General features: G+C 62.3%; 9 protein-coding genes. 6 read left to right on the top strand and 3 right to left on the bottom strand.

Annotated features, from left to right (window positions below; all coding sequences use genetic code 11):
* Positions 1-310: 310 nt before the first annotated feature.
* Positions 311-1,048: a hypothetical protein gene (locus tag CH249_RS08210; protein ID WP_141214626.1), complete on the bottom strand. Its 738-nt coding sequence runs from the start codon at positions 1,046-1,048 to the stop codon at positions 311-313.
* 281 nt (positions 1,049-1,329) lie between these two features.
* Here CH249_RS08210 and CH249_RS08205 point away from each other — a divergent pair, with 281 nt between their 5' ends.
* The 3 genes from CH249_RS08205 (at position 1,330) to CH249_RS08195 (ending at position 6,029) form a co-directional block, all read left to right on the top strand.
* A complete protein-coding gene (locus CH249_RS08205; protein WP_032364853.1) occupies positions 1,330-2,226 on the top strand; it encodes a hypothetical protein in 897 nt (298 codons plus the stop codon).
* Positions 2,227-2,418: 192 nt separating this feature from the next.
* Positions 2,419-5,355, top strand: a complete 2,937-nt coding sequence (locus tag CH249_RS08200; protein WP_032394243.1) for an NACHT domain-containing NTPase — start codon at positions 2,419-2,421, stop codon at positions 5,353-5,355.
* A gap of 158 nt (positions 5,356-5,513) precedes the next feature.
* On the top strand, positions 5,514-6,029 hold the full coding sequence (locus CH249_RS08195) for a hypothetical protein (protein WP_141215918.1): 516 nt from the start codon (positions 5,514-5,516) through the stop codon (positions 6,027-6,029).
* 74 nt (positions 6,030-6,103) lie between these two features.
* On the opposite strand, the gene CH249_RS08190 is transcribed toward CH249_RS08195, so the two are convergent.
* Both CH249_RS08190 and CH249_RS08185 read right to left on the bottom strand, forming a co-directional pair.
* Positions 6,104-7,504 (bottom strand): MFS transporter, encoded by a 1,401-nt coding sequence (locus CH249_RS08190; RefSeq protein WP_032364850.1) that lies wholly within the window; start codon positions 7,502-7,504, stop codon positions 6,104-6,106.
* Positions 7,501-8,079 carry a TetR/AcrR family transcriptional regulator gene (locus tag CH249_RS08185; protein WP_230591897.1) on the bottom strand — a complete coding sequence of 193 codons (579 nt, stop codon included), beginning with the start codon at positions 8,077-8,079 and terminating at the stop codon, positions 7,501-7,503. The genes CH249_RS08190 and CH249_RS08185 overlap by 4 nt, the downstream gene beginning before the upstream one ends.
* Before the next feature lie 187 nt (positions 8,080-8,266).
* On the opposite strand from CH249_RS08185, the gene CH249_RS08180 reads away from it, so the two are divergent.
* Genes CH249_RS08180 through CH249_RS08170 form a run of 3 tightly spaced genes read left to right on the top strand, consistent with a single transcriptional unit; the run spans position 8,267 to position 16,687 of the window.
* On the top strand, positions 8,267-9,670 hold the full coding sequence (locus CH249_RS08180) for a cytochrome P450 (protein WP_230596631.1): 1,404 nt from the start codon (positions 8,267-8,269) through the stop codon (positions 9,668-9,670).
* A complete protein-coding gene (locus tag CH249_RS08175; RefSeq protein WP_052049305.1) occupies positions 9,663-15,950 on the top strand; it encodes a type I polyketide synthase in 6,288 nt (2,095 codons plus the stop codon). Before CH249_RS08180 ends, CH249_RS08175 begins: the two co-directional genes overlap by 8 nt.
* The gene (locus CH249_RS08170) at positions 15,950-16,687 is read left to right on the top strand and encodes a hypothetical protein (protein ID WP_052049304.1); all 738 of its coding nucleotides are present in this window, start codon (positions 15,950-15,952) and stop codon (positions 16,685-16,687) included. Before CH249_RS08175 ends, CH249_RS08170 begins: the two co-directional genes overlap by 1 nt.
* The last annotated feature ends 1 nt before the right edge of the window (position 16,688 follow it).

Here is a 16,688-nt window from a genome sequence, read left to right as displayed (position 1 = left end):
CATCGTGGGGGTGTCCGTCCGGACTCTCGTAGCGTCCTGGCAGGTCGCGTCCCGCTTCTTCTAGCTTTGCTCGTTGGCCTGCGGTGGCTCCGGTGAGCGCTGCGCGCCCACCGCCAGAAGCCGGCCGCCAAGGCGGCCTAGTGCGGACTTTCCTTGCCGGGCGCTGCGCGCCAACGGCCAACGAATCACCTATCTTGATTGTCTGACAATATCTTTCGTATCGGTACAACCTTCGGACCGCTGCGCGCCCCGGCCGATCAACCGCTACCGCAGTGGGGCACGCTGCGCGCACCCCACTGTGGTACGGCTACTACTCCCCCACAGTGAAATTCACATCGAGATACGAGAAATTGTCCCGTAGATGCTGCCGTACATCGTCCAGATCTACGGACTCGTCCGCATCTTCTTGGCTACGCGCCGATCGCGTCATTGTTAATGAAACTGTGACATCCACTTCTACATCGAAATCACGTTCTCGGCCTTCGAACCCCCACTGTTCGCAGAACCTCTCGAACTCGCTGCACAGACTGTTCTCGTCCGCCCATTCGCATGCAGACTCATTCAGCCGCCTGATCCACTCGTGATGGTTCGCACGCTCGGTATTGGCGCTCTCGCGTACGGCCTGCAAGGTCCGTTCGACGGCGGCCCGTTCGTGGATCGGCCGCACGTACTCACCGAACCATGCGGGAGCGACCCCAGGTGACACAGTGACCGGTGAGATGTCACGTGGACGCACCAACCCCGTCCAGCTCTTGTAGGTGTGCTCCACGGCCATCAACGGCTCACGCCACACGACAGCAACGCTTGCATGGGTCTCGGTGGCATTGCGCTCATCGACCGAGAACCATCCTGACGCGGCGATACCGCCGCGTCCATCACTTATCTGCACATAGGTCCCCTCTGCGGGGTATCCCGCAACCAGGGGCTTTGGCAAGGCCTCGAGCACGACGGCCCGGTTCGACCAGTCGGCACCCCCTAGAGACCCATTGTCGAAGGCCACCTCGAGCACGGACGCAACTGGTAACACTGAATCGACGATCGATGTCATGGCAGATTTCAGCCTCTCAATTCGGGTGACGGATGGTCAGTCCGCCGATCAACAGAACGCCTCTGAATCTACCATCGAAACACTTGCACTGGAAGACGTAAGAGTCATCGAAACATGTTGATAAACAGAGCGTTTGGGATCACAACTATCAGCAGGACGCAACCCGGCAGCAGCCGCAATTGTCCCCGACGCACTCGGTGCCGGGGACCGAGTGCGCAGGCGATTTTACCGAGCCTGACAGAATAGGACTGCTCAACTTTCCCTACAGGAGATCGACTGACATGGCACCGAAAAGGCCCGATGAAACGCTGCACCGACTCCGCGACTGGACGCACGGACAACTGTCGGAGCGCCTCGCTGCCCAGATCCTTCTCGCAGACGACTTCAAAAACCTCGACCCCTCTCAGCCGATGGGCGGTCCCGACAATGCCCACGACGCAATAGCCCACCGCGACGGCAAGAAATGGGTCATGGCGGCCTATTTTCCGAACACCAGAAAAACTTTCAGCGCAGTCAAGAAGAAATTTCTGGGAGACGTTGCCGGCGTGGCCACCAACGGTGCCAACGGCATTGTCTTTGTAACCAACCAAGCTCTGACGGTCGGAGAGCGAACCAAACTTTCCAACCTTGCGTCTTGCGATGTCGAGCTCTACCACCTCGAACGGTGCGTAGCGATCCTTGACATGCCCCGCATGGGCCCTGTACGCCGCCAGTTCTATCTCGAAGACGAGAACTCAGACGATCGAGTTAACGGCAACCAGACCGGCGGCGACACCACCGCCCGTTTCATGCTTTCTACCTATGACATGAAGGCAGGCACCGCTCAACACGCCGCAGTTCTCAAGGACGGTCAGTATCCCCTCTACGACCTATCGCTGAGAATCGTCGACATGAATGTCAGTCCCGGCACCGATCTACACCGCCTCGACTGGGGGAACCTCGTCGCGCCGGCCGAGTACTACAACGTGAATATCAGCCTCCCGGACTCGGCGTACTGGAGGATCTTTTTCACCGCACGCAATGGCCAGTGGCATCAAGATCTGATTCTCAAGCGATCGGACCCGGACAGCTGTTGGCTTGCAGCCACCCGCGTCATCGGCCTCCAACAAGCACCCCATCTGCAGCAGCTGGACCTGGAATTCATTCATCGCTTCGGAGCTCCAGAATGGCTCCCTTAATGGCCAACTCGCGCGGTCTGCACCCGCCCGGCCAGCTGTTGAACCGCCAGGGATCGACATTCTGTCGGTCGGTAAAGGACAGGCCGGGGGCCGCCCGATCGCTTCGCACGCCCGTTTTCGTCGGGCTGCACCAGATTCTGCCTTGGGTGCGCCTCCACTCAAATACACAGGGCCGGACAAGCCATAGAGGGCATGATTGATCCTGTGCCGGACTACGACATCAATCAGCTGGGAAGCCGGCCCTTCGAGCAGCTCGTCGTTGCGCTGTGCGTCCGAGCAATCGGGGCCGGGATAGAAGCCTTCGGCGACGGCCCCGACGGAGGCCGCGAAGCGACCTACGCCGGCACGATTGACTGGTCCGCCGGCACAGACGATCACGTGCACGAACACTGGACCGGGTACACCGTATTCCAAGCAAAGTTCCACTACGACCAGGGTGACCCGGCATCGAACCTCGTCTGGTTCAAGAAGCAAATTGACGCCGAATTGCTCCGGTGGGTCGAAGCCATGGACAAAGGGTCGCGTATGCGTCCACCTGACTACATGGTGTTCGCCTCAAATGTCAGATTGTCGAGCAATGGAGTCTCCGGTGGCATCGATCAACTGAACAACTACCTGCTCGGCAGGCTCCACGATGACAAGGACCCCATTCACGGCCTCGGGATTCGCGCCATCCGCATCTGGCACCATGCGCAGATCACCGCGCTAATCGACGGGCACCCGAGTGTCCGCTATGCATTCCCTGCCCTTCTAACGATCGGGGATGTTCTCGCCTGTATCGGTGCCAACACTGCACCAGGAAGCAGTTCTTCCGATCTCGGACCCGCTATGAGACTTCATGCGGCACAATGCCTCCGAAACGAGCACTGGGTTCGATTCTCGGAATCTGGAGCAACAGCAGGCCAACGAGCAAAGCTAGAAGAAGCGGGACGCGACCTGCCAGGACGCTACGAGAGTCCGGACGGACACCCCCACGATGTGCAGACAATTGCGCACATCATCGAGCACGCCGATCAAGTCCTCCGCAGCGGCCTCCAAGACCGCGTACGACGACCGCACTGGGTCATCATCGGCGGACCCGGACAGGGCAAAACAACACTCAGCGCACTGATCGCACAGATCTACCGCAGCGGCCTTCTGTCCCGCGGTGACATGACACCCGAAGTTGCCACAATCACCTCGGCCACGCAGAGCGCGATGGAACGCTCAGGAATCACAAAGCCACGAAACCTCCGTTGGCCCATCCGCATCGACCTCGCACTGTACGCAGACGAACTGTCGTCGGTCCCGGATTTGAGTGTCCTCGGATACCTCTCAAAAGTCATCGGCAACCGCGCCGGTCGCACTCTCAGTCCCGGCGATCTTGAAGGGTGGTTACGCATATGGCCGTGGATCGTCGTACTCGACGGTCTCGACGAGGTGAGCGCAGCTTCCATGCGTCGACTCCTGATCGAACGGATCACCGATTTCATGGAAGCTGCGGACCAGCTCGACGCAGACCTACTGCTGGTCTCCACAACTCGGCCTTTGGGCTACGACGAACGCTTCGATAGCGACTTGTTCACCGAGCTCACGTTGAGTCGCCTCAATTCCACGCAATCGCAACGATTCGGAACCGACCTCGTTCGGTTGAGGCTGGCTGACGACGCCGAAAGACGCGACACCGTCCTACGCAGGCTACGAACCGCGGCCAAAGACCCGAACACAGCACGGCTGATGGAAACCCCACTGCAAGTGACGATCATGTCGTTCATTGTCGAAAGCTTCGGGACCCTACCGCTCGACCGCTACAGCCTCTTCGAGCTGTATTACCGAACCGTCTATCAACGGGAAATTGACAAGCCTGGGGTCCATGGCCTGTCCGCACTGCTCAACGAACATCGACCCGATGTCTTCCATTTGCACTGCCAAGTCGCGCTCGAACTGCACGTGGCCGCCGAAAGCAGCAGCCGCTCGGAAGCAACAATGCCTGCGTCGAGACTCGACGAGATAGTGCGGACCCGACTCATCACCCAGGAGTTCGGTCCCCGAGACGTGAGCTCTATAGCGAGCAGACTGGTCAGGGCTGCCACGCACCGACTGGTTCTACTCGTCCCTACTGACGACCGAGTAGGATTCGAAGTTCGCAGTATGCAAGAACTGATGGGAGCAAACGCGCTGACGATGGGACAAGACACGAAAGTCCTCGCCCTGCTTCAACTCACCGCCCACCACCCCCATTGGCGAAACACATGGCTTTTGGCCGCCGGCCGAATCTTCAAAGAACGCGAACATCTACAAAATGATCTGGTGCAGCTAGTCACCGCCTGCGATCGCCGAAGTGGCGGCCTCCACGAGACGGTCCCAACAGCCCCTATGCTGGCCTGCAACGTCCTCGATGACGGCTTCGCTTCCAGAGCACCCAGTTCCCGAAGGGCCTACATAAGCGCAGCGATAAGTTGCCTCGACAGCTACCCCGGACAGGACTTCAATGGTCTTGCAATAGCACTGTCACACGCGTGCAACAGCGATGACCTGACTCCTGTGTTCACCGAACTGACTGCCGCACTTCGCGGACGGGGCATCCGACAGATCAATGCCTACTTTCTCCTCAGAGCACTTCGGAATAGCAAACAGACTTTTCACAAAGCTGACTTCATCCTTAGAAACAACGAATTACCACCCCAAACGATGCAAGCGGTCACTAAGTGGGCCACCCCCGTCTCGGATAAACGCGCGGCGCACCGAGCTGATGGACCACCCCTAAACGGAATAGCGATCTATGATATCTTGACCGCGGAGCTGGAGACCCAAGATCGATTCGGGCTCAACGACGCTCAGTACCAAAAATTCGACACATTCCTCGTCTCTTTTTCCACTGTAGAAACGTTCGTGGACCACGAGTTCGGAACACTGACCATTTTGATCGACCGAACTACGCCCATAATCCTCAACGGGCTATCCGCCGTCATGGACGACCCAGACACAGAAACCGCCGTGACCCTACTGCTCGACTCGCTACCAGTCGAGCACTGGCCGATCACGGCCACCATTCAACAATTGCTGCGTCCCCTTGTCGCTCGCAGACCTGTCGGTCCTGCCGTTATCGACGAGTTCGGGGCCGATTTCCCAGCAGCCACACAGATATGAACATCGACAGCACGTGCGACATACACTTCGACTCGTATCCACGAGGTACTCTCTCGATCATGACACTCATCCAGTCACTGGATCAGGCCAACTCCAAAACTGAGGTCGATAGCGGACTCACTGCAGGAGAACGCCGTCGAGCTCATGCATAAGGATCGGTGAAGCGCGTGGGCATAGAGGACAATATCCATGGTCTCGATGACGCCGAGCGGGCCCGCTTGAAGATGGTTCGCGAGCGGGAGTCTCGAGAAGAAGCCGAGGGCTGGCTGGCTGTCACTGAGTTCGTGAGATTGGCACAGGAGTACGGGGTTTCGCCTCGCCCGGTGCCGGCCCTAGGCCCCTATATCGATGCTGATTTCTTGAATCGGACGTGCTGGAACGGTCGCCAGATCTTCGAGTCATCGGTCATCGGTTGGTCGTTCATGCAGATGCGCGATCCGCACGCAGTCGGTGTCGACGGCACCCTCTACCGGGTTCGTCAGGACGTTCGACGCAGGCGGATGGCCCTATTCGGCGTGGGGTCGATTCGACCCGCTGAGATCGCACCGATTGCGGTCGAGTCGTATCCGCTCGGACATCTGTCCAGCAGCAACTCATATGACGAGTCCGGGGGTTGGACGTTGATCGAGTACATGACAGGTTTCCTGCGCACCAGTCGCAACCTCTCGACTTAGTCTTGAAACCCGTACGCGCAGCCACCCGGCTCGCCCAGTTTCCTTCTCTGGGCGGGCCGGGTGGGTGTCCGTGTTCACGATGCGCGTTGCGGCGACCTCCGATGCAGGACAATGCATGTGATAGCAGTGACGGCCATGACCGTGGCTCCGATCCACGCCGCGACGGTATACGCGCCGTCGTTGGGGAACTCACCGGTCGTGCCGGCCGCGAGCATGAGTCCGCCGGTAGCGCTGCCGAGGGAGAATCCGACGCTGCGAACGACTTGGTTGACGCTCATTGCACTCGATGTCTCGTCTTTAGGGGTGACAGCGAGGATGACGCCGGGCATCGCCGAGGAGAAGCTACCCACGCCGAAGCCCAGGATGGCCATTGCAACCAATAGCTCGACGATGTTCGTGCGTGCCGTCGCAAAGATCACGAACGATATGAGAACAATCACCGCGCTGGCCGCGAGAACCAAAGGGGCACCGATGCGTTCACGTGCCCGCGGTGTCACTTTGCCCGCGACGAATCCGAGCGCGGAAAATGGCACGAGGACGAGTCCGGCGACGAAAGTGGTCAGGCCGAATCCGTATCCAGTGCTGCTGGGGGTTTGTGCGTAGCGAGTGATCAGGGTGAGCAAGAGGTACATGCCGATGCCGCCGATGAACATTGCGACGTTCGCTCCCGCGACTGCCGGGTGCCGTAGCAATCGAATGTCGACCAGGGGTTCTCTGGTGCGACGTTCGATCAGTGTCCATCCGGCGAGGAGCACGATTGCCATCACTGCGAGTACCAGGGCACCGGTGAGGTGACTTTCCCACAGGCTGGTCTCGCTGGCGAGAAACAGCACCAGAAACAGCGCTGCGGCCAGCAGTGCTGCGCCGGGCAGGTCCACGTGAGCCGACCGGCCAGCGGGTGAGGCCGGGATGCTGCGATAGGCAGCCAGGAACGCGATCACGGTCACGACCACCCCGAGTCCGTATGCAGCTCGAAGGCCGCCGACCTCGACGAGAAGGCCGGCCAGTGGATAACCGATGCCGATGCCGATGGTCGACGCGACGGAGACCAAGGCGATGGTGGAGGCCGATTTTTCTTTGGGGAGGTGATCGCGGGCGACGCCCATCATGAGGGCGGTCAGGCCGAGACCGACTCCCTGTGCGGTGCGTCCGACGAGCAGCCATGCGAACGGCAGTGGGATCACGGTGAGGACACTGCCGGTCACCACGACGGCGAGGGTCGCGAGGATGGTTGCTCGTCTGTGGGGGCCTGCACCGAGTCGTCCGAGGACAGGGGTCGCGATGGCTCCGGCCAGCAACGTGATGGTCAGAGTCCACTGGGCGCTGGCAAGTGATACGTGCAGTGTGGTGGCGACACTGGTGATCAGTGGTGCCCCGAGGCTTCCTACCGCGGCGACCACGAGCGCTATGAACACCAACGATGGAACCAGCAGCTTCGGCGGTTGGGACTCGTGAGTGACCGCGTCGGCGCTCATCGGTTGGTCTCGCTGGTGATGTGATCGAACAGACCGGACTGAATGCGTGTTCGCACGCCTTCGGACCATGGCTCCTCCAATTCGGATACCTGCAGGGCAGCGGCATTGTTCAGGAGCATCCCGAAGGCCAGGAAGGCCTTGATGGTGACGGCGTCGAGCCCGGTGATGTCGGCGACGGTCTTCCACATGCGCCCGAAACTGTTCCGGACCGCGTCGCGGACTTCGGGGTCGCCGCACGCGGCGAACCCCTGTAGCTGGAGCAGCAGCGCGCTGCGATCGGTCAGCATGTCGTTGTATCGGGCACCCATCAGGGCCAGTGCGTCCTGCCCGGTCGCGTCGCCGGCGGCTTCGCGCATGCCCTCGGTGAGCCGTTCGAACGACGCGGTCATGACCTCGAGGAACAGTGCTTTCTTGGTGCCGAATATTCGGAAGATGTAGGCCTGGGTGATTCCGGCCCGCCGGGCGATCGACTCTGTCGATGCTCCGTGTAGTCCACCGTTTGCGAATTCGTCTGCGGCCATCTGCAGAACCTGCTGTCTCCGGTCCGCGCCGCTCATTTTCCGCTGTTGGTCCATGCCACCGATCCTAACTTTTACAAATTAGTAATGACTAACTACTTACACTTAGCCGGAGTAACTTGTACAGTGCCATTGATCACACAGCCTCGCTTCCCGAATCGCTCGACATCCACGCCCTGGAGCTGGTACTCGGCTTCAGGCCTGATTTGGTCGGAGACACACCTTGAGCAGTAGCGACTCATCGATGCAGCCTGGATCGCAATGCCCGTACACCGGAACTGAGCAAACGCACGACGGCCCGCCCACCCGAGCGGTACCGGTCGCACCCGGTAAGTGGCCCATGCTCGGCCACATATTTCCGCTGATGCGCAACCCCTTCGACTTCTTCGCCGACCTGCGCGCGCAAAGCGACATGGTTCAGATTTTCATCGGCAAGCGTCCGATCTACTTCTTCACCACCGCACGGCTGGCCCACCACGTCCTCGTGAAAGACGCCCGCTCGTTCGGCAAAGGAATGGTGTGGGAAGCCGTACATCCATTGAGCGGCAACGGTTTACTGGCCTCTGACCGCGCGCTACACCGGCGGCAGCGTCGCTTGATCCAGCCCCTGTTCCACAAGCAGATGATTGCCTCGTACGCCAAGATCATGACCGCCGAATCCCATGCCCTCGCCGAATCCTGGGTTCCCGGACAGCGAGTCATCGTGCAAAAAGCAATGGTAGAGCTCACGCTGACCACCATCGCGCGATCGATGTTCACCGGAAGCCTACCCAAAGACGTTGTGCAAGAGATTATTCGATCGTTACCGATCTTCACCTACGGCATGGTCGCCCGCACAGTCCTGCCGTCCTGGTTGTGCAAGGCGTCGGGATTCGACAGGCGATTCATGGGCGCAGCCGACCGCCTGCGCGGAGCAGTCGATCACGTCGTGCGCACCGACCAGAGCGGAGACGGCGCAGATCTGCTCTCCCACCTTCGCGCTGCCCGAGATCCCGACACCGGCGAGGCGATGAGCGAAGACCTCATCCGAGACGAACTGGTGTCGATCATGATGGCGGGCACGGAAACAACCGCAGCGACGCTGACGTGGGCATTCCATGAGATTGCCCAACACCCGGACGTCGAACGCACACTCCGTACCGAGTTGCGCACAGTGCTCGACGGCCGGCCGGCCGAGTTCACCGACATCGACGACCTCACCTACACCCGCGCCGTGGTGAACGAAGTGCTTCGTCGATATTCACTGCTGATGCTCTTCCGCCGCGCCGAGACCGATGTCGTCATCGACGGGGTCGAGCTCCCCGCAGGCGCGGACATCATGTTCAGCCAGATCGACCTGCACCGCGACGGATCCGCCTTCACCGACCCGGATTCCTTTCGTCCGGAGCGGTGGCTCGTCGACCGCGACCAGCTACCCGACCGCACCGCCTTCCTCCCGTTCGGCGAGGGCAATCGCCGGTGCATAGGCGAGTCCTACGCCCAGGCCAAAGCGGTCATTGCACTGGCAACGATCCTCGGACGGTGGCGACTGATTCCGGCTCCCCGCCACACCGTGCGCCGCGTCGCGGCGGCGATGCCACGCCCGAACAGCCTCCCCATGATCGTCACCCCCGTCACCTCGGACAGAAGCGAGCTCAACCATGTCTGATCTCACCGTGCAGCACGCTACCAACAGCCCCGACCGACACGCAGCCACCGTAGACCCCATCGCCATTGTCGGAATCGGCTGCCGGTTCCCCGGCGGTGTCGATTCCCCCGACGCACTGTGGAATCTTCTGGCCAGTGGCGGCGATGCCGTGAGCGAGGTCCCGCCCGAACGCTGGGCCGCCGACGACGTCTACGACGCGCAGCCCGGCGTCCTCGGTCGCACCGTCTCTCGATGGGGCGGCTTTCTCGACAACATCGGTGGCTTCGATACCACGGCCTTCGGCATCACCGAATACGAAGCCGAAGCGATGGACCCGCAGCACCGTCTACTGACCCAAATGTCCTGGGAAGCACTCGAACACGCAGGCATCGCTCCGGGCTCACTCAAAGACTCGCAGACCGGTGTCTTTTTCGGTCTCGCCCACCACGACTATCTATTGCGCACCTTCGACGATTCGTTGGTCGACAACCCGTACGTCATGACCGGCAATGCCCATTCTGTGGGAGCAGGTCGCGTGTCCTACCTCCTCGGGCTTCACGGCCCCTCGGTTGCGGTGGACACCGCATGCTCATCGGGGCTGCTGTCGGTGCACCTGGGATGCCAGAGCCTGCGTTCTGGAGAAACCGATCTCGTCCTGGCCGGCGCGGCCATGCTGCAGCTCGGTCCCGAGGTCGGCGTGCTGTTTTCGCAGTGGTCGATGCTCTCACCCAACGGACGATGCGCGGCATTCGACGCTGCGGCAGACGGATTCGTACGCAGCGAAGGGTGCGCGGTGATCGCCCTCAAACGCCTCGACGACGCCGAGCGCGACGGTGACCGTGTCCTGGCGGTCATACGTGGGTCGGCGGCGAACTCCGATGGCCGATCCGACAACATCGTCGTCCCATCCGCCTCAGCTCAAGAAGCCGTGCAGCGCAGTGCACTCCGTGTGGCGGGCGTAGACCCGTCAGATGTCGAGTTCGTCGAAGCGCACGGCCCGGGAACCCCCACGGGCGATCCGGTCGAATTCCAAGCCTTGTCTGCCGTCTACGGAAACGGCGACACACCATGCGCTCTCGGGTCGGTGAAGACCAATATCGGGCACACCGAGTCGGTATCGGGTCTCGCAGGGCTGATCAAGACCGTGATGTCGTTGCGCAACAAGCAGATTCCAGGAAATCTGCACTTCACGTCATGGAATCCCGACATATCCTCCGAAGACACCCGCTTGTACGTTCCGACCGAGCTGACAGAATGGGACAACCCGGGATCACCTCGGCTGGCCGCAGTCTCGTCATACGGGTTCAGCGGAACCAACGTTCACGTCGTTGTCGGAGAAGCTGCAGCGACGGCACCCAGCGCAGACGAACCCGCAGACAGTACGACAGCCCAGCCGATCTTGCTCTCGGCCAGCACACCCCAGGCCCTGGCACAGACAGCCGGCCGCGTGGCGCAGTGGTTGACGGGCCCCGGCGCTCACGCTTCGCTCACCGACATCGGCACCACGCTCGCACGCCACCGCGAACATCGCACCGAACGTCTTGTCGCACTTGCGGCCTCACATGAGGAACTGACCGACCAACTGCGCAGCATTGCAGCCTTGCAACCCGCGACGGGTGTGGTCAGTGCTGCCATCGGCAGCCACGGCGGCGCACCGGTGTGGGTGTTCTCCGGGCAAGGGTCTCAATGGGCGGGAATGGGGCGCGAACTGCTCTCCACCGAACCGGCGTTCGCAGCCATGATCGATGAACTCGAGCCGCTCATCGCGCGCGAAGCAGGGTTTTCGGTACGTGGTGAACTCGTGGCCGACGAGACCGTGACCGGGATCGAGAAGATCCAGCCGACCATCTTCGCCGTGCAAGTTGCTCTCGCGGCGGCGTGGCGCTCACGTGGCGTGGAGCCAGCCGCGGTCATCGGCCACTCGCTCGGCGAAGCCGCGGCTTCCGTTGTCGCCGGCGCGCTCACCCTCGACGACGGCGTCAAGGTGATCTGCCGGCGTTCCCAATTGGTCACCCGGATCGCCGGCGGCGGCGCGATGGCCACAATCGAGCTACCCCACCTGCAGGTCGCCGCTGAGCTCGAGGCCGCCGGAATCGACGACGTCACCGTCGCGGTCATCGTGTCCCCCACTTCCACCGTGGTTGCGGGAGACCCCGCCCGGGTCAAGCAATTGGTCACCGAGTGGGACGCGCGCGATCTTCATGCGCGAACCATTGCCGTCGACTATGCATCCCACTCACCGCACGTGGACTCGATTCTCGACGATGTCGCGCTACAGCTCGAATGCCTCGCCCCCGACGCCGCGAAGATTCCGGTCTACAGCACTGTGCTCGAAGATCCGAGAAAACCCGCGGCCTTCGATGCCGGGTACTGGGTCGACAACCTCAGGCGGCCGGTGCGTTTCGCAGATGCCGTGACTGCCGCGGTGCTGGACGGGCACCGAATTTTCGTCGAGCTCTCACCACATCCACTCCTGACCTACGCCATCACCGAGACCGCGACATCGATCGGTCGAGATGCCACCGCTATCGGAACGCTGCGCCGCGACGGAGACCAGTCACTGGGCCTGCTCCCCCAGTTGTCGGACCTGCACTGCAGCGGCGTCACCGTCGACTGGGAGCGCGTATACCCCTCTGGTCAGCTGGTCGACGTTCCACTTCCCACCTGGGCAGGAGAAGATCTCGGCGTCCTGGCCCTGCACGTGAAAAAGCCCGGAGCCAGCGTCGACGCTCATCCGCTGCTCGGCGTCCACATGACACCGATAGACGCCGATGACGAGCACCGATGGCAGGCCACCATGAGTGGCCGCGATCTGCAGTACCTCGACGATCATCAGGTCCATGATCAGCCAGCACTGCCCGGTGCGAGCTACTGCGAGATGGGGCTTGTCGCCGCACAGTCGGTCTTCGCAGCCGACCTGGGCAGCGTCGAGATAACCGATCTCGTCATCCACGAGATGCTTCACCTCCACGAGAACACTGTGGTGTCCTCTCGCACCCGGCCCGAGGGACACGAATCGGTTCGGTTCGAGTCACTGACCCGCCACGACGGCGATGCATCGACCCTCCTTGCCAGCGGCACACTCCGAATCAGGCCACCCGTCGAACCCGAGCGTCTCGACGTTGCCGAGTTGTTGGCCTCCCATCCGACGCCTCTGGACACCAAAGACGCCTACGCCAAGTTCCACGGGGCTGGCGTACACCACGGAGCCGCGTTCGCAGCGATGACCGCGCTGCACCTGTCCGACGACACCGGTACAGCGCAGACCGTCTTCGCTGAAGTGTCGCTTCCCGCCACCGCGCGAAGCCAAGTCGACGCGTACTCCCTACACCCCGTTCTGATGGATGGCTGCCTTCAGACCTTGGCGTCTCACCCGGCCCTCATCCGCGACGCCTTCCCCACCGGAGTTGGTTCGCTGCGGGTACACCGCAACCCCCACCACGCTCGCTACTGCCTTGCTCAACTGCACCATCTCGACGAACAGCTCGCGATCGGCGGCATAACACTGCTCGACGAGGACGGCACCGTCGTCGCCGAAGCCACCGGCGTGCGGCTGGCCACCGCAGACCGGCGACTGGCCGAACGACTCCTCACCGTCGAGTGGGAACGCGCCGACCTCCCCGCGCCCCAAACACAGGCCGGGCGATGGCTCGTCCTCACCGAAGCAAGCACCACTGACCCACTGACCGTCGACCTCGCAGCCGCGCTGGGCAACGACATCGATATTCGCGCCTTTCACACCGACTCCGACGCACTCGACGCCGACCTAGCGGCGCATCCTCCGCATCAGGTGGTGGTGCTCTGCGCCCCACCGACCAACACCGCAGACCACGACACTGCGCAGCGCGCCCAAGACCGCATCCGACAGCTCATCGAGCTCGTTCGCGTCCTCGTCGAACGTACCGACACACACCGGCCGCGATTGTGGGTGGTGACCCATGATGCTCAGAGGGTCGGCTCCGGCGACGGCCGCAACCTCGAGCAGACTGCGGTACGCGGCCTGTGCCGAGTGATCGGTCACGAACACCCCGAGCTCGGTATCCGTCACCTCGATGTGTCATCCCCTGCCGAGCCCACACTGGTGGCCCAGATCCTCCTCGCCGACGACGACGCAGACGAGATCGCATTACGCGACGGCGAACTCTTCCTGGCGCGGCTGAAAGTGGCCCCGCTGCGCGATAACGAGCGCCGACACCGCCCCATTCGTTTCGGGCGTGATCGCTACGCGCTCGCTCCCCAACACGCCGGCGACCTCGGCAGCCTCGAACTGGTCGCAACCACCGCCCGTCCGCCCGCGGCCGACGAGATCGAGATCGCAGTCGAGGCACTCGGCGTGAACTACGCCGACGTCCTCAACGCGATGGGTCTGTACAAGACCGTCGACGGCGCACCGATGCCCTTCGGATTCGACTGCGCCGGAACAGTTGTCTCCACCGGATCATCGGTCACCACATTCCGACCCGGCGATCGCGTGGCCGCAATGCATCCAGGCGTCTTCGAGTCTTTCGCAGTGGTCCCCGCATGCAAAGTCAACCGACTTCCCGACGACGTCACGTTCGCTGCTGCAGCTGCGCGGCCCAGCGTGTTCGCCACTGCGTGGTACGGGCTTCATCGGCTGAGCAGGATTCGTCCCGGTGAGCGGGTATTGATCCACTCGGCGACCGGCGGAGTGGGGCTCGCAGCGATCGCGGTTGCTCGACACCTCGGCGCAACCATCTATGCCACCGCAGGTACCGCCGCCAAGCGGCAGTACCTGCGCGACATGGGCATCGAACGTGTCTTCAATTCTCGATCGACCGCGTTCGCCGAGCAGATCCGAGACGTCACCGGCGGCGAGGGCGTCGACGTTGTACTCAACTCGCTCACCGGCGCCGCGCAACGAGCTGGTTTGGACCTGCTGCGCATCGGCGGCCGATTCGTCGAGCTCGGCAAGAAGGACATCTACGCCGACTCCAAGATCGGGCTGTTCCCGTTCCGTCGCAACATCTCTCTGCACAGTGTCGACTTGGGCGTTCTGCCCTACGACGAACTCGGCGATGTCCTCCGCGAAGTACACGAACTGCTCGCCTCGGGCGCTCTCACCCCGACCCCGCACACCACCTATCCGCTCAGCGATGCCAGCACCGCGTTCCGCACCCTGGCTGCGGGAGATCACATCGGCAAGCTCGTTCTGACCGTTCCACAGGACGGTGAGGGGCACGCAGCGATCCGCCCCGACGACGTACCGGTGATCCGCGCCGACGGCTCCTACGTGGTCACCGGCGGTTTGGGCGGTCTCGGCCTCATCCTTGCGCGGTGGTTCGCCGAACACGGTGCCGGACGGGTCGTCTTGAACGGCCGATCCGCGCCCTCGGTCGAGGCGATGGCACTCATCGACGAGTTGCGTTCGGGTGGAACCGATATCGAGATCGTTCGCGGAGACATCGCGATCGGGGACACGGCCACGGACCTGGTCCGTGCTGCCACCGCCACCGGACTGCCGCTGCGAGGGGTCATTCATGCAGCAGCAGTTGTCGACGACGCCGCGATCACCACGGTCGACGATGCGTTGATGGAGCGCGTGTGGGCACCGAAGGTGCACGGCGCGTTGAAGATGCACGAGGCGTGTGCGCACAGTGAACTCGACTGGTGGTTCGGATTCTCCTCGGCCTCGGCACTCGTGGGTTTCGCGGGTCAGGCATGCTATGCCTCGGCGAACGCACTGCTCGACGGCCTCACGATGTGGCGGCGGGACCACGGCTTGCCAGCTCTGAGTGTCAACTGGGGAGCGTGGGCCGAGTACGGGCGCGGCACGATGTTCGCCGACCGCGGGAACGCCATGATCGACCCCGACGAGGGCCTCCACGCGTGCGATGCGCTCCTACGCTACGACCGGCCGCGCGCGGGTTACCTCCCGATCCTCGACCCCGGGTGGCAGTCGATGCTCGCAGACAAACTTCGCACCTCGTCGTTCTTCGCGGCCATCCCTGCCGATCGAGGCGCAGAACGCGGGATCGACCTGACCGCATCTACCTCGTTGGCAGAACTGCAGAATCTCGAACCCCCAGCGCAGCAACGATTTTTGGAGAGCATCCTCACCGCACACGCCGCGGAGATTCTGCGCGTCGACGCTGCTGCACTCGACCCGGACCGATCTCTGGGCGACCACGGCCTCGACTCTCTGATGGCGCTCGAACTCAGCACCCGGATCAACCGGGAATTCGACATTCGGGTCACACCCAAACAGATGCGCCAAGACTCCAGCCCCGCGGCGCTCGCCCTGCACATCGCAGCACAACTCAACCTCGAGGCGGTGCAGTAATGGACACTCCACAATCCCAACGCGACACCGATCGCACCCGCCCCCACATCGTGCACGCCGCAAGTGGGATCATCAGCCTGCTGGTGTTGGCGTCGACGATCTTCGTGTTGGCACCGATCCCGCCTTTCGGCTCACCGGAGGACGAGGTGGTGACTTTCTACGCCACCCACACCACCAGCGGATACATCTACCAGTTCGTCGCAGGCATCGCGTTGATGGCCGCCCTGTGGTTCCTGTGCTATCTGTACGTGCGGTTTCGGCGGGAAGTACCGCACAGTCCGCTGCCGATGCTGATGATGGCGGCCGGCACGGCGTGGGTGGGGTTCGCCACGGTCTATCTCGGTCTGTTCCAAATCTTCTCGGGCTGGGCCGCCGACCCGGACTCCCACGCACTACTGCACGCATTTTCCGATGCCTACGTACTGGGCTTCATGTTCAGTGCCGTCCCGGCCGCTGTCATCGTCGTGTCCGCAGCCCTGTGCACCACCGCCGCCGCAGGATGGCCCGGATTTCTCAAACCACTCTCGGCGATCGTCGTCGTGGTGCAGATTTTGGGCTGCGTTCCGCTCCTGGCACCCGAGAGCCCCATCAAGGCGGGAGGTTTCATCACCTATGCCAGTGTGTTCGCTGTCATTGTCTGGATTGCTGCGGCGAGCGTCGCGGCAGTTCGCAGCGAACGCGCGCCGTCATCGGAGATGCCATATCAGCAGACCGTGAACACGAGCACGGAGCGATGAC

This window comes from Rhodococcus sp. 05-2255-3B1 (assembly GCF_002258545.1).
Classification (GTDB): Bacteria; Actinomycetota; Actinomycetes; order Mycobacteriales; family Mycobacteriaceae; genus Rhodococcoides.
The sequence above is the reverse complement of the archived record's forward strand: the minus strand, read 5'-3'. Positions and strand labels throughout refer to the sequence as shown.

Coding starts and splice junctions, on each gene's coding strand:
- CH249_RS08210 (WP_141214626.1), bottom strand. CDS start 1,048: ATGACATCGATCGTCGATTCAGTGTTACCAGTTGCGTCCGTGCTCGAG.
- CH249_RS08205 (WP_032364853.1), top strand. CDS start 1,330: ATGGCACCGAAAAGGCCCGATGAAACGCTGCACCGACTCCGCGACTGG.
- CH249_RS08200 (WP_032394243.1), top strand. CDS start 2,419: ATGATTGATCCTGTGCCGGACTACGACATCAATCAGCTGGGAAGCCGG.
- CH249_RS08190 (WP_032364850.1), bottom strand. CDS start 7,504: ATGAGCGCCGACGCGGTCACTCACGAGTCCCAACCGCCGAAGCTGCTG.
- CH249_RS08185 (WP_230591897.1), bottom strand. CDS start 8,079: ATGGACCAACAGCGGAAAATGAGCGGCGCGGACCGGAGACAGCAGGTT.
- CH249_RS08180 (WP_230596631.1), top strand. CDS start 8,267: ATGCAGCCTGGATCGCAATGCCCGTACACCGGAACTGAGCAAACGCAC.
- CH249_RS08175 (WP_052049305.1), top strand. CDS start 9,663: ATGTCTGATCTCACCGTGCAGCACGCTACCAACAGCCCCGACCGACAC.
- CH249_RS08170 (WP_052049304.1), top strand. CDS start 15,950: ATGGACACTCCACAATCCCAACGCGACACCGATCGCACCCGCCCCCAC.